The following is a 12,780-nucleotide window of genomic DNA, read 5'->3' as shown; positions in this document are numbered from 1 at the left end:
CTTGCCGATCCGGCCCCTTCGCGCCGTCCGGGAACGGGCCCGGAAAAGGCGGAAGCCCTCTCGGCCAGGACGGCGGGCCGGTCGAGAGGGCTGTGGTGACGCCGGTCGGTGCGATGTTGTCGACGGCGGCGGTCGATAAGGGGGGCATCGGTCAGGCGTCGGCGACGCCCTTGGCGACCTCGCGTACGAACGCGCTCCACGCGCCGGGGACGAAGGTGACCGAGGGGCCCCCGGTCACCTTCGAGTCACGCACGTCGACCGCCCGCGTGAGCGGGGACCTGACCTCGACGCAGGCTCCGTTCGGCCCGGAATACGACGACTTCGTCCATGTGGTGGTGGCGCCCTGGCGGATAGCCATGTTCACTCCGGTTCCAGAGAGTTGTGTGGGGTGTGCCAGCGAGGCTCCGACTGGCTTGATCGACGCTACTCGCCAACTCCCCTGCGTGAAGCGGGCGTTCACCCGAACGGGTGATTCCGGGGCTCAGCCCTTCCGTGGGGAGCTGGCGGCGGTGTATCTTGCCGCCGCCTTCCCGGCGCTTCGTTGAATTCCCCGTAAACCGGACATGGTTGGGTGGGGCCCATCGGCCGGAATCACTCCGTGGTCAGGCGGGTGTACTCCTTCGCGATCCGGTCGATGAACTGGCGGCTCTGCTCCACGTTCAGCGCCTGCGCCCGCAGATGCTCGTACATGACGCTGTAGCGCTGCACGTCGTTGGTCTTCTCCAGGTAGAGGTCGCTCGTCACGCCCTCGATGTAGACGACGCTGGAGTCCGTGGTGTCCGGGAACTCCAGGATCGCGTACTGCCCGTTGATTCCCGGGTGCGCGCCGACCTCGAACGGCAGCACCTGGACCGTGACGTGCGGCAGGTGCGACAGCTCCACCAGGTGTTCCAGCTGCTCGATCATCACCTGCTTGCCGCCGACCATCCGGCGCAGCGCGGCCTCGTCGATCACCGCCCACATCCGCAGCGGCCGCTCCGGGTCGGTGATCCTCTCCTGGCGGCGGGTGCGGACGCCCGCGCGCTTGTCGATGTCGGTCTGCGGCGCCTCCGGCAGCCCGCCGGCGATCAGCGCCTCGGCGTACTGGCGGCTCTGGAGCAGGCCGGGGACGACCTGGGGTTCGTACACCCGCAGCGACGCCGCGTCGGTTTCGAGCCCGATGTACACGCTGTACGGGATGTCTCCGAACGCGTGCCACCAGCCCTGCTGGCGGGAGTCCTTGGCCATCTGCATCAGCGAGTCGACCACCCGGTGGTCCTCGACCTCGTACACCCCGCACAGATCGCGCACGTCGCGCTGGCTGATGGAGCGGCGGCCGTTCTCCAGGCGGCTGATCTTCGACTGCGAGACCAGCAGCCGTTCCGCCACCTCCTCGGCGGTCATCCCCTTGATCTCGCGCAGTCGGCGCAACTCCTGACCCAACCGACGTCGCCTGACGGTGGGATTGACGTTGGACGGCACGGAAACGGCACCTCCGGCTATGTAGCTGTGCGTATCTACTGCTGAGCAGATTGCCACCCCTGCCCCCGGCCCCGCTGGGAAACGGCCACACACAGCGGCGCGGGGCAGCCGGTGAATCCGGCTGCCCCGCGTCTGGTGCGGCTCCCGAACCGGGTCTCGGCGACGCGCGAGGACAACGGTGCGGCGGTGTTCGATTGTTGACGTGTGTCGTGGTGCGTTGACGCGATGGTGCGGGTGTTACGAGGGTTGCGCGCGATGCGGTCCTGACGGGCCGCGGGGTGCGCGCGACGCGGTCCTAGTGGGCCGCGGTGTGCGCCATGCCGCCTCGGCGTGACGGGGGCTGCGCTTGCGGTTGCAACGGAACGCCGGCCGCCTGGCCGCGGCGCGGCTGCGCGACCGCCCCGTTCTGGACGTCCATCACGGCGTGCGCCACGAGACCGCCCATCGGGTCGTGCCTGATCAGGTCCCGGAGCCTGGAGCGTGATGAACGCCCCTCGTTCCCGGGGTAGAGGTGCTTGCCGAGTCCGACCGCGTGGGCCAGCGCGGCGAGCGCCGCGGTCCGCGGGTCCGGCGGTACGCCGGTGCGGATCGCACTGTCCAGCCGGGCCCTGATGTCCCGGCTGATCGCCGTGTCCGTCGCCTGGTAGCGAGTCGTCGGCAGCACCCCGCACATCTGGCCCGCGACGGCATGCACCATGCCGCACCGCTCCAGATGAGCGAGATAGATCTGGCGGAGCCCCAGCCGGGGTCCGCCGATCCAGTGGACCGCCCGTACCGGGCTGCCGCGCCTGCGCAGCAGTTCCAGTGCGGAGTCCAGGGTCGGATCTCCTGTCGGCCGTGGCATCACCACGGCGATACGATCCCCGTCTGGGGCTATTCGTCCTGCCAGGGCCAGCTCCACTAGCTGGGCTCCGGCGAGACCGAGGTCGAGCGACTGCGGCTGCGCTGTGGTACCCGTGGTCGGGTCCAGAGCGAGCAGCAGAAGCTCCTCCGGAATTGTTCTGCGGCTCCTGCCCATCCATGCCTCCCCGCGTGGATGAATGACAGGGTGACCCCTCTCACATCTGTCTGTCGAGGGTGCCTGGTGGCTTTGTACGGGAACCAGTAGGTATGTCGTTCTCGTCTAGCAGCCCGGCCAAGGGTTCGCACGGGACACTGGTAGACGGTTCGGACAGCGCGGGTGGTTCCCCGCGCCGCATGGAGGAGGCATCGGTGGCGGGCGAGTCCCCCGACAAGTCGGAGCAGCAGCAGTCGTCGGGAACGACTCGGAACGAGCGCGACCCGCGCCTCGGCGTCTTCCGCGAACCGGACCGGGCGGAGTCCGGTGTGTCCGGTACGGATGAGAAGCCGGCGCCCGCCGAACCGGCCGCCGAGCCGGACGGTGACGCGCGCACGGGCCCGGACGGCGACGCGCGCACGGACGCCGGGAAGCCGCTGGCGGCCCCCGTGGCCGCCGATGACGCTGAGAGCGCTCCGAACCTCACGGAGGCGCCCGAGGAGGCGCCGGAGGGCCCTGTGGACGCCCCGGAGGGGCCTGCGGGGGCGTCGGACGCCGCCGGGGACGCGGAGGAGGCCGGTGAGTCCGAGGCCGGCGGCTCCGGGGAGGGCGGCTCCGAGGGCGACGCGCGGCTGCGGGCGGCGGTGGCCGCGTGGGTGTCGAAGACGGACGACGAGGACGGTGACGGCGAGGGCGGCACGGACGCGGACGCCTCCGACGAGGGTGGGCAGCGGGCGCCGGCCGCCGAGGACGAGTCTGCCGCCGAGGGCGAGTCTGCCGCCGAGGAGGAGGGGCCCGAGGCCGACGCCTCCGAGGCTCCCGAAGCCTCCGGCCCCGACGACGCCCCGGCCGACGACCCCGCCCCCACCAGCGAGAAGTCCGCCCCCGAGGCCGAGCCGAAGGCGCCCACCGCCGAGTCGGAAGCCCCCGACGCCGAGCCGCCCGTCGATCAGCCCACCGCCGTCTTCAAGGCGCCCCGGCTGCCGCAGGTCGACCAGCCGACGACCGCGCTGAAGATCACCCGGTCCGCGTCGGGCCGCCCGGTCGCGGCGGAGTCCGAGTCGCTCACGGAGCGCAAGAGCACCTTCGTACCGCTGCGCACCGACGACGTACGGCCGGCGCCCGCGCCCACGCCGGGGCCGCGCAGGCCCGAGAGCCCCGCGCCGGCCGCGGCGCTCAGCGGGGCCGAGCGGACCCGGCAGCAGCCGATGCCGCCCAAGCCGCCGCTCGACCTGCTCGCCGAGCTGACGAACACCCCGCCGCCGCCGGAGACCCCGGTCCGCACGGCGGTGCGCCGGGTCAAGATCTGGACGCCGCTGGTACTGCTGCTGCTCCTCGTGTTTGCGATCGTACAGATTGTGCGCCCGCTGCCGGACCCGTCGCTGACGATGACGGCGAAGTCGACGTACGCGTTCGAGGGCGAGACGCCGAGCCTGCCGTGGCCCGACCAGGGCCAGGGCTACATGGCGGCCACCGGCCTCGGCCGGATCGGCTCGTTCGGCGAGCAGAAGCCGGTACCGATCGCGAGCGTCGCCAAGGCCATGACGGCGTACCTCGTGCTCAAGAGCCACCCGCTCAAGCGCGGCGAGGACGGCCCGAAGATCAAGGTCGACGCCAAGGCGGAGGCGGACGGCAAGCTCTACACCGAGGGCGAGTCCACGCTGAACACGGTGAAGGAGGGCGACTACCTCACCGAGCGTGACGCGCTGTCGGCCCTCATGATCCCGTCGGCCAACAACATCGCCCGGCTGCTGGCGCGCTGGGAGGCCGGTTCGGAGAAGGCGTTCGTGGCGAAGATGAACGCCACCGCCGACGAGCTGGGCATGAAGAACACCACGTACACCGACCCCTCCGGGCTCACCGCCTCCACGGTCTCCACGGCCGAGGACCTGGTGAAGCTGGGCGAGAAGCTGGTCGAGTTCCCGGCGCTGATGGACATCACGAAGCTGCCGGAGTGGAAGGACCCGTCCGGCCACACGTGGCGCAACTACAACACGCTGGTGCCGTTCGACGGGGCGCTGGGCATCAAGACCGGCTCCACCTCCAAGGCCGGCGGCAACCTGCTCTTCGCGGCGCACAAGATGATCGACGGCACGGACCAGCTGATCGTCGGCGCGATCCTGGGGCAGTACGACGACGTCTCGATCATCGACGAGGTCAACCGGGTCAGCAAGAAGGTGATGCTGGCCACGCTGGACCTGCTGGAGGGGGCGAAGGTCGTGAAGAAGGGCGACGTGGTCGGCCAGGTGGACGACGGCATGGGCCACACCACCCCGGTCGTCGCGACGAAGGACGTAGAGGCGGTCGGCTGGTCCGGTCTCACGGTCAAGCTGGAGCTGACCGACGACGGCAGGACGATCCCCCACGAGGCGGTGGCCGGTACGCATGTCGGCACGCTGACCGTGGGCGAGGGACGCAGCCAGGTGAAGGTGGCGGTCGCGCTCCAGAAGGATCTCGCCGAGCCCTCGATGACCGACAAGCTGACCCGTCTGGGCTGAGGACGGTGCGGGTGCGGGGCGTCCGTCCGGGCGCCCCGCACCCGCGCTCCGGGCCGGACCGCCTTCCGGTCCGCCGCGACGCGCCGCGTGTTAGCGTCCCCAGGGCAACGCGTGGACCCTGGAACGCGTCTTTCGGCCCATGAGACCCGAGCAGGAGAGCCGGCCGAAATCACGCGTCCGGGGAGGGACGGGGAGAGACGCAGTGACCACTGCCGAGCCCACACGGGCCGACGACGACACGGCCGACACCACCGCCGACACGGCTGATGCCACGGCCGGCGCGACCGCCGAATCGCGCGCCACGCCGTCCGCGGGGGGCGGGTGGTTCGCCGGGGTCAAGCGGCGCTGCCTGCGCCACCCGGTCCTGCTGACGACCGCCGTCGCCGCGGTCGCCCACATCGTCTGGTTCCTCTTCTTCGCCAACAGCGGCGGCGACATCGCCGCCCAGGACGCCTGGGCCGAGTTCGTCGGCCGCCATCCGGGCACGGCGTACAACCTCGCCTGGTACGGGGGCATGCACCCCGTCTCGTACAGCGTGGTCTCGCCGTACGTGATGTCGGTGATCGGCGTCCGGACGACGATGATGGTCGCCGGTACGGTCTCGGCCGGGCTGACGGCGCTGATCCTGTACCGGGTGAAGGCGGTCCGCAACCCGCTGGCCTGCTCGATGGCGGGCGTTTTCGCGTACCTGTGCAACGCGCTGTCGGGCCGGGTGACGTTCGGGCTCGGCATGATGTTCGCGGTCGGCGCCGCCGCGGCGGTGTTCTGCTGGCCCCACCGGTGGCGCTACAAGCGGTGGGCCAAGGCGGCCGTCGCCGCGCCGCTGGCCGGGCTCGCCACGGCGGGCAGCCCGGTGGCGGGCCTCTTCCTCGGGGTGGTCGCGGCCGCGCTGTTCCTGAACAAGCGGCGGCCGGGCGCGTACGCGCTGGGGCTCGCGCCGGTCGTGGTGGTCGCGCTGTCCGCGTGGCTGTTCCCGTTCTCGGGCACCCAGCCGATGTCCGTCGCGACGCTCTCCGGCCCGTTCATCTTCTCGTGGCTCGTCTTCTTCCTCGTGCCGAGCGACTGGAAGACGGTGCGCACGGCGTCGGCCGTGTACGGGATCGGCACGCTGCTCACGTTCATCATCGACTCGCAGATCGGCTCCAACGTCTCGCGGATGGCGATGCTGTTCGCGGGCGTCGTGCTGCTGGCCGCGCTGCCGTACACCACGCCCCGCTCGCGGCGCTGGTACGCGCTGGTCCTCGCCTTCGCCTCGCTGAACTTCTGGATCGGCTTCAAGGGCATCGACGACATCGTCAGGACCGCGCCCACCGCCTCCTGGACCCGCTCGCTGGGCCCGCTGGTCAACCAGCTCCAGAAGATCGGCGCCGAACGGGGCCGGGTCGAGGTCGTCCCGCCGAGCAGCCACCGCGAGGCGTCCGCGCTGCCGCGCTCCGTCAACCTGGCACGGGGCTGGAACCGCCAGGCCGACATGAAGCGCAACCCGCTCTTCTACGACGACACCCTGGACGCCATCAACTACCGCCAGTGGCTCGACCGCTGGGCGGTGCATTACGTGGTGCTGCCGCAGGGCGACCCGGACTACAGCGGCGCCCGCAAGGAGGCCGAGCTGGTCAGCAACGGCCTGCCCTACCTCAAGGCGATCTGGTCCAACAAGGACTGGCGGCTGTTCGAGGTGGACAGTCCGGTGCCGCTGGCCGACCCGCCGGCGACGGTGGAGCGCGCGGGCGAGGGCGAGCTGACGATCCACGTCAAGAAGGCCGGCCGGGTCCTGATCCGCATCCCGTACTCGCCCTGGCTCGCCCTGGTCGACGAGGACGGCAACGGCCTGGACCGCCCCCGCGAGACCGAGGCGTCCAAGAACCGCCCGGACAAGGAATCCCCGAGGTCCTTCGTCAACGAGAACGGCTGCCTGATCAAGGTGGCGGAGGACGAGCAGGGCGACGAGTGGACCGAACTCCTCGCCCCCCGCCCCGGCACCTACCGGCTGAGCGCCCCGTATCAGTTCCAGCCGGGCACCCCGTGCCCGGACGAACTGCGCTGACGGGCCCGGCGGGGGCCGGGACGGGTTATGGGGCGCGGCCCATGAGGTGTCCGTTCACCCACCGGCTCCCGGCAGGTCGTACACCGCGAAGTCGGTCACCGGCCGGTAGCCGACGCGCTGGTACAGGCCGTTGCTGGTGGGGTTGGCGAGGTCAGCGAAGAGCAGCACCTCCTCGGCGCCTGCGGTCAGCGCGGCGAGGCTCGCCCCGGCGGTCGCGGCGCCCGCGTAGCCGCGTCCGCGCAGCCCGGCAGGGGTGTAGACGGGGCCGATCCGGAGCTGTCCGGCGACCCGGGCGGTGACCCCGGCCATGGACACGGGCACCCCGTCCGGGGTCTCCCACAGGGTGATGCGGCGCTCCGTGATGTGCCGGTCGGCCCAGGCAGCGGGGTCCTGGGCGCCGCTTTCGCCGATGTCCCGCACGAACTCCGCGTACCACCGCGCCAGCAGCTCCCGGTCCCGCTCGTCCGCGAGCCGGCCCCGCCCCCGCGGCGCCGGCTCGGGCCGCCGCAGCTCGCCGAGCCGGTAGAGCCGCATGCGCTCGTGCAGCCGGGGCTCGATCCCCGTACGGGCCCGCCACGCCGCCGCGAACGCGGTGGCGGTGTCACTGTCCGCGTTGACCCCGGGCACCTCGTGGCCGGCGGTCACCAGATGGGCGACCAGCGAACCGGCCTCCTCGGGCGTGAGGGGCGTGACGATCAGCCGGTAGGGCGGCGTCCGGAGATACGCGGCGCGCACCTCACCGCCCCGCTCCAGCACCCCGAAGACCGGCGCGTCCTCCCCGTACACCCCGGCACCCCAGGTGCGCAGCTGCTCGGTCACGGTCAGCGGGACGGTGTGCGGGGCGGGCCGGGAGCGCAGGAAGCCACCGGCGCGGTCGAGGAAGGCGTGGACGTCGGGCAGCGGATGCCATGTCGAAGGGGCCGATGAGGTCTCCATGGCTCATCCTCCCGTACGGGGGGAGGGGAGTGCCTGCGGATTTCGCGGGGCGGGGTGCGGGGCGGCTGGCCGGGGTGCGGGCCGGCCCGCGGGCGTTACTCGACCTCGATGCCGAAGTCCTGGACCAGCTCCTCCAGGCCGCCCCGGTAGCCCTTGCCGCCGGTGACGAACTCCCAGTCGCCGTTGGCGCGCCGGCGGAAGGAGCCCAGGACGAGGGCGGTCTCGCCGGGCCGGCCGTCCGACACGTCCAGTTGGTCGAGCGGGTCGCGTTCGGCGTCCAGCAGCCGGATGCCGGCGTCGGTGAAGCCGGACAGGTCGGCGTGGGGGTTGGCGACGGGGTCGACGGCCGCGATGACGACCAGCCGGTCCGCGCGCGCCGGAAGGGCGTCGAAGTCGACCCGGATCGCGGCCTTGTCGGGCGCGACGGGGATCAGCGCGCGCACCGTGCCATCGGGGGTGGCCGGGTTGTTGAAGAAGACGAAGTGGTCGTCGTCCAGGACCCGGTTGCCCTGGCAGACGAGCGCGCAGACGTCCAGCGCGACGGTGCCCGACCAGTACATGCCGAGCACGTTGTGGTCGCCGTCCCGGATCTCGTCGTCCGGCGCCGTCCGCGGGGCGGGCACCGGTCCGCCCCCGCCGCCGCCGAGCCGGCCGCGCAGCCCGTGCCGGTGGAGCAGGTCGACGAGTTCGGAGCCCGGTACGAGTTCCAGCGGCTTCCCGTTGGCGAAGGTGTGGGAGCCAGGGCCGAACTTGGATGTGGTGACCAGCACGCCCTTGTTGGCACCGGTGTCCTGGACCGTGCCGTACAGGTCGCGGACGGCGGTCGGCGGCACGGTGTTGCGGTAGCGCTTCACCTGGACGACGATCTTGCCGCCCCGGATCGGGGCCGGGTCCAGCGCGTCGACGTCCACCCCGCCGTCGTTGGAGCGCTGCGTGGTGACCGCCTGCATGCCCATGGCCCGGAAGAGATCGGCTACCAGCGACTCGAAGGCCAGCGGGTCCATCTCGTACAGGTCCGGCTCCTCGTCGCCGCCGTGCGTCACGACGCCGTTGCCGACGTCCTCCGGGACCCGGCCCGGCCGCACGGCCGCGTACTGGTCGGGGCGCGTGGACAACTGCCCGCGCAACCCGTCCACCAGGCAGTTGACCGCGTTCACCTGCTCCAGGTGCAGTTCGGCGAAGTCCGCTCGCGGGGCCATCACCGTGCCGAGGAACATGGGCACCCGCCGCCCGGTCGCCGGGTCGTGGTCGTCCACGAAGCCGTTCAGCGCGACCGACTCCAGGGCGCCGAACTCGTCGGCGGCGAAGAGGTCGCGCAGGACGAGCAGCAGGCACTGGGCGAGCACGTCGCGGTACAGCGCCCGGCGCTGCGTGACCGGCCGCGGCGACTCCTTCTCCTGGTCCGCGTTGATCATGTACCGCACCGACTTGGCCTCCGGGACGACGTCGTACCGGGGCAGCTCCCAGTTCAGAACCAGCTGCCGCGCCGCCGAGTCGTAGGCCGCCGTCACCTGCCGGGGGAGCTCGTCGGGCCAGCCCGTGGAGGCGTAGAGCGCGGCCGAGAAGTACTCGACGGCGGCCTCGGCGTCCCCGTTGCGCAGCCCGGCCGTCATCTCGGTGACGCCCGCGTTGTGCCGCCGGATCTCCGCCAGCCGGGCGTCGGCCCACTGCTGGTACTGCCGCTGGTAGGTGGCGTACTGCGCCTGGCGCTGTGCCTCGGCGGCCTGCGCCGCCTGCCAGTCCCGCTCGAACCTGGCCCGCGCCTCCGCCTGGGCCTGGGCGCGGCGCCCCGCGGTCCAGCCGCCGCCCTGCGCCTCGTACTGCCCCGGATCGGGCATGCGTACGGGCTGCGCCAGCGGACCCGGCGCGAACGGCTCGACCTGCTCCGGCCGGGTCAGCGCGGCGGCCCGGAACGCCGGGGCCCGGCAGCCGGCCGCCAACAGCCCCTGGAGCGCGTCGACCCGGGCGTCCAGCTCGCGCGTACGCCGCCGGGCCTCCGCCTCGCGCTGCTCCCGGTACGCCGCCTTCTGCTCCCGCTGACTGCGCGCCAGTTCGCGCTCGTGGGCCCGCTGCGCCCGCTCCTGATCGCGCTGATACCTGGCTCGCGCCTCCTGCTGAAGCTGCTGTTGGCGCTGTGCCTCGGCCCAGATCCCGACCAACCCATTGGAGCGACGACTCATCCCGCGCAGGCCCTCCCCACCGGGACGCCGTCCGCGCACGCGAATGAGCCCCGACCCCATAACCAGCAGTGATGGAGCAACTTTAGTGCGCAACGAACGCCTGAGCCCATGGACTTGACGGGGTTGGCCGCACGAGCTGATTCCCGCACGACCGATGCATACCCCCTAGGGGTATGTTATGGTCCCGTCTCGGATACCCCGAGGGGGTAGCAGGAGCTTTGATTCCGGGAGATCTCCGGGAGATCCCGGAGATCTCTGAGAGGGGAAGGCAATGCCAACCGTCAGTCCCAAGCGCTGGTGGGCACTCGCAGTGCTCGCCACCGCGCAGTTCATGGTGATCATGGACACCTCGATCATCGGGGTCGCGCTCCCCGAGATGCAGAAGGACCTCGGCTTCTCGCAGGGCGACCTGCAGTGGGTCTTCAACGCCTACGTCATCGCCTTCGGCGGACTGCTGCTCCTGGGCGGACGCCTCTCCGACCTCCTCGGCGCGCGCCGGGTGTTCACCGCAGGCTGGGGCGTCCTCATCGCCGGCTCCGTCGTCGCGGCGGCCGCGCAGACCGCCTGGGCCGAGGTCGTCGGACGCGCCGTCCAGGGCGTCGGCGGGGCACTGATCGCCCCAGCCGCGATGACCCTGCTCATGACGCTGTTCGCCCACGACCCGAAGGAACTCGGCAAGGCCATGGCCCTCTACGGAGCGGCCGCGCCCGCCGGAGGCACCGCCGGCGTCTTCCTCGGCGGCGTCTTCACCGAATGGCTCAGCTGGCCCTGGGTGTTCATCATCTACATCCCGATCGGCCTCGCCACGCTCGCCGCGACCGGGCTGCTGCCGTCGGTCGCCCCGAGCCGCGGAGCGATCGACGTACTCGGCGCCGCCTCCGTCACCGCCGGCCTCGCCCTCGCCGTCTTCGCCGTGGTCCGGGCCCCCGAGACCGGCTGGGCAACCGCGCAGACCGTCCTCCAACTCATCGGCGCCGCCGCCCTGCTGACACTCTTCCTGATCCTCCAGAAGACGATGCGCCGGCCGCTGATGCCACTGGGCATCTGGCGCGTGCCGCGCCTCGGCTCGGCCAACCTGGGCATGGCGCTGCTGGGGGCCGCGTGGATACCCATGTGGTACTTCCTAAACCTCTACCTCCAGCAGGTCCTGGGCTACGGCGCCTTCGCCTCCGGCGCCGCGCTGCTCCCGATGACCGTGCTGCTCATGGTCTTCATGACCGCCATCACGGCGCGGCTGCTGGCCCGCTTCGGCGCCAAGCCGCTGATCGGCGGCGGACTGCTCGTCCTCGCGGCCGGCCTGCTGTGGCTGTCGGCCGTCGAGCCCAGCGGCTCCTTCGCCGCGGACGTGCTGCCGGCCTCGCTGGTCGCCGCACTCGGCATGTCGCTGGCGTACATCCCGGCCATGATGGCGGCCATGTCCGGCGCCCCCGCGGAGCAGGCGGGCCTCGCCTCCGGCATCGTCAACACCACGTACCAGATCGGCTCGGCCCTCGGCCTGGCCGCCCTCACCGCCCTGGCCACCTCACAGGGCGCCGGCCGCCTCGGCGACCTGCCGGCCCTGACGGACGGCTACAGCGCGGCGTTCACCACGGCCGCGGCGATCGCCGCGGTGGGCGGCGTCATCACCCTCCTGACGATGCGCCCCGACCGCGCCCCCGCCAAGGCGTGACCCACCCCGGCCCCCCGCACCACGGCGACGGCCCGCCCGCTCCCACCCGGGGACGGCCGGCCCGCCGCCGTGCGCGTCGGGCGCGCGGTCAGGCGGTCGCGGCGGGGCGCGGCTCGCCCCGGAAGACCTCACGGGTGTGCCAGTCGCGGTGAGCGGCGGCGACCGGGTCCGCGCCGGCCTGCGGCCCGACGAGCGGACGGCCGGCGAGGGCTATGACCTGCTCGCGGGCCGCCGCGCTGTGGCCGACGAAGCTCTGCGAGACCAGGATGCGGTGACCGTCCCCGACACCCAGGACGCCCCGGTCGAAGAGCTTGTGGTGCAAGGAGCACAGGCACAGCCCGTTCTCGATGTCGTCGGGCCCCTCGAACGCCCACCAGCGCACATGGGCGGCCTCCAGCCCGACCGGCAGCGCGCCGATCCTGCCGTCGTAGCCGCAGAAGGCGCACCGGTACTCGTAGGCGACCAGCACCCGCTCTCGCATGCGCGGGTCCCGGTTCCTGCGCGCCGCGGCGAACGGCCCGGTCTCGACCGGCTCCGATTCCAGGCCCACGGCCTCGCACAGTTCGCCGTGGAGGGAGGGCGGGAAGTGCAGGTCGAGCAGCAGCCCCGCGAGCCTGCCGAGCAGCTGCGGATCACGCCGCAGCGCCGCCCGCAGATCCGGCGCGAGCCGCCCGGTGGCGCCGCTCTCCCGAAGATCCCGCACCCCGCTTCCGGGGCTGCCGGGCCCACGATCGGTGCGCACCTCCCACACCCCGTCGTTGACCAGATGATGGAAGGGGTAGGCGGGCGTCGTCTTGTTGGGCGGCCCGTACTCGGTCAGCAGGAGCTGGAGATCCCGCTCCACGGCGGTGTACGGCAGATCGCCGTCGGCGTCCGCCCGGAACCGGCCGAGCGCGTACAGGAGCAGCAACGGCTTGTGCGGAGCCCGAGCCCCGCTCCTGGTCCACTGCCTCAACTTGGCGACGCGCTCCATCCACTCCATGCCGGCTGATGGT

The 12,780-nt window shown here is 72.2% G+C and carries 9 protein-coding genes; 3 read left to right on the top strand and 6 right to left on the bottom strand.

Features of this window, described 5'->3' with window-relative positions; translation table 11 throughout:
- Nucleotides 1–151: 151 nt before the first annotated feature.
- From OG710_RS11575 to OG710_RS11565, 3 genes are all read right to left on the bottom strand, one after another.
- Complete coding sequence (locus tag OG710_RS11575; protein ID WP_330239260.1) at nt 152–358, bottom strand: DUF397 domain-containing protein; 207 nt, start codon at nt 356–358, stop codon at nt 152–154.
- Between the two features lie 233 nt (nt 359–591).
- Entirely contained in the window at nt 592–1,461 is an 870-nt protein-coding gene (locus OG710_RS11570) for a helix-turn-helix domain-containing protein (protein WP_330239259.1), read from the bottom strand.
- A 295-nt stretch (nt 1,462–1,756) separates the two neighbouring features.
- Nucleotides 1,757–2,479: a GOLPH3/VPS74 family protein gene (locus tag OG710_RS11565; RefSeq protein ID WP_111330356.1), complete on the bottom strand. Its 723-nt coding sequence runs from the start codon at nt 2,477–2,479 to the stop codon at nt 1,757–1,759.
- A gap of 92 nt (nt 2,480–2,571) precedes the next feature.
- Between OG710_RS11565 and OG710_RS11560 the strand changes: the two genes are divergently transcribed.
- Both OG710_RS11560 and OG710_RS11555 read left to right on the top strand, forming a co-directional pair.
- Nucleotides 2,572–4,956, top strand: coding sequence for a serine hydrolase (locus OG710_RS11560; RefSeq protein WP_443064239.1), 2,385 nt, complete (start codon nt 2,572–2,574; stop codon nt 4,954–4,956).
- 202 nt (nt 4,957–5,158) lie between these two features.
- Nucleotides 5,159–7,000 carry an MFS transporter gene (locus OG710_RS11555; RefSeq protein WP_330239258.1) on the top strand — a complete coding sequence of 614 codons (1,842 nt, stop codon included), beginning with the start codon at nt 5,159–5,161 and terminating at the stop codon, nt 6,998–7,000.
- 54 nt (nt 7,001–7,054) lie between these two features.
- On the opposite strand, the gene OG710_RS11550 is transcribed toward OG710_RS11555, so the two are convergent.
- Both OG710_RS11550 and OG710_RS11545 read right to left on the bottom strand, forming a co-directional pair.
- A complete protein-coding gene (locus OG710_RS11550) occupies nt 7,055–7,936 on the bottom strand; it encodes a GNAT family N-acetyltransferase (protein ID WP_330239257.1) in 882 nt (293 codons plus the stop codon).
- Between the two features lie 95 nt (nt 7,937–8,031).
- Complete coding sequence (locus OG710_RS11545; RefSeq protein ID WP_330239256.1) at nt 8,032–10,116, bottom strand: restriction endonuclease; 2,085 nt, start codon at nt 10,114–10,116, stop codon at nt 8,032–8,034.
- A 271-nt stretch (nt 10,117–10,387) separates the two neighbouring features.
- Here OG710_RS11545 and OG710_RS11540 point away from each other — a divergent pair, with 271 nt between their 5' ends.
- Nucleotides 10,388–11,785 (top strand): MFS transporter, encoded by a 1,398-nt coding sequence (locus OG710_RS11540; RefSeq protein WP_330239255.1) that lies wholly within the window; start codon nt 10,388–10,390, stop codon nt 11,783–11,785.
- Between the two features lie 88 nt (nt 11,786–11,873).
- Here OG710_RS11540 and OG710_RS11535 read toward each other — a convergent pair whose 3' ends face one another.
- Nucleotides 11,874–12,767, bottom strand: coding sequence for a phosphorothioated DNA-binding restriction endonuclease (locus tag OG710_RS11535; protein WP_330239254.1), 894 nt, complete (start codon nt 12,765–12,767; stop codon nt 11,874–11,876).
- Nucleotides 12,768–12,780: the final 13 nt, after the last annotated feature.

This window comes from Streptomyces sp. NBC_00525, assembly GCF_036346595.1.
Taxonomy (GTDB): domain Bacteria; phylum Actinomycetota; class Actinomycetes; order Streptomycetales; family Streptomycetaceae; genus Streptomyces.
The sequence above is the reverse complement of the archived record's forward strand: the minus strand, read 5'-3'. Positions and strand labels throughout refer to the sequence as shown.

Excerpts from the sequence above, each read along its gene's own strand:
- OG710_RS11565 (WP_111330356.1), bottom strand. The coding sequence starts at position 2,479 with ATGGGCAGGAGCCGCAGAACAATTCCGGAGGAGCTTCTGCTGCTCGCT.
- OG710_RS11535 (WP_330239254.1), bottom strand. The coding sequence starts at position 12,767 with ATGGAGTGGATGGAGCGCGTCGCCAAGTTGAGGCAGTGGACCAGGAGC.
- OG710_RS11540 (WP_330239255.1), top strand. The coding sequence starts at position 10,388 with ATGCCAACCGTCAGTCCCAAGCGCTGGTGGGCACTCGCAGTGCTCGCC.
- OG710_RS11550 (WP_330239257.1), bottom strand. The coding sequence starts at position 7,936 with ATGGAGACCTCATCGGCCCCTTCGACATGGCATCCGCTGCCCGACGTC.
- OG710_RS11560 (WP_443064239.1), top strand. The coding sequence starts at position 2,572 with ATGTCGTTCTCGTCTAGCAGCCCGGCCAAGGGTTCGCACGGGACACTG.
- OG710_RS11575 (WP_330239260.1), bottom strand. The coding sequence starts at position 358 with ATGGCTATCCGCCAGGGCGCCACCACCACATGGACGAAGTCGTCGTAT.
- OG710_RS11545 (WP_330239256.1), bottom strand. The coding sequence starts at position 10,116 with ATGAGTCGTCGCTCCAATGGGTTGGTCGGGATCTGGGCCGAGGCACAG.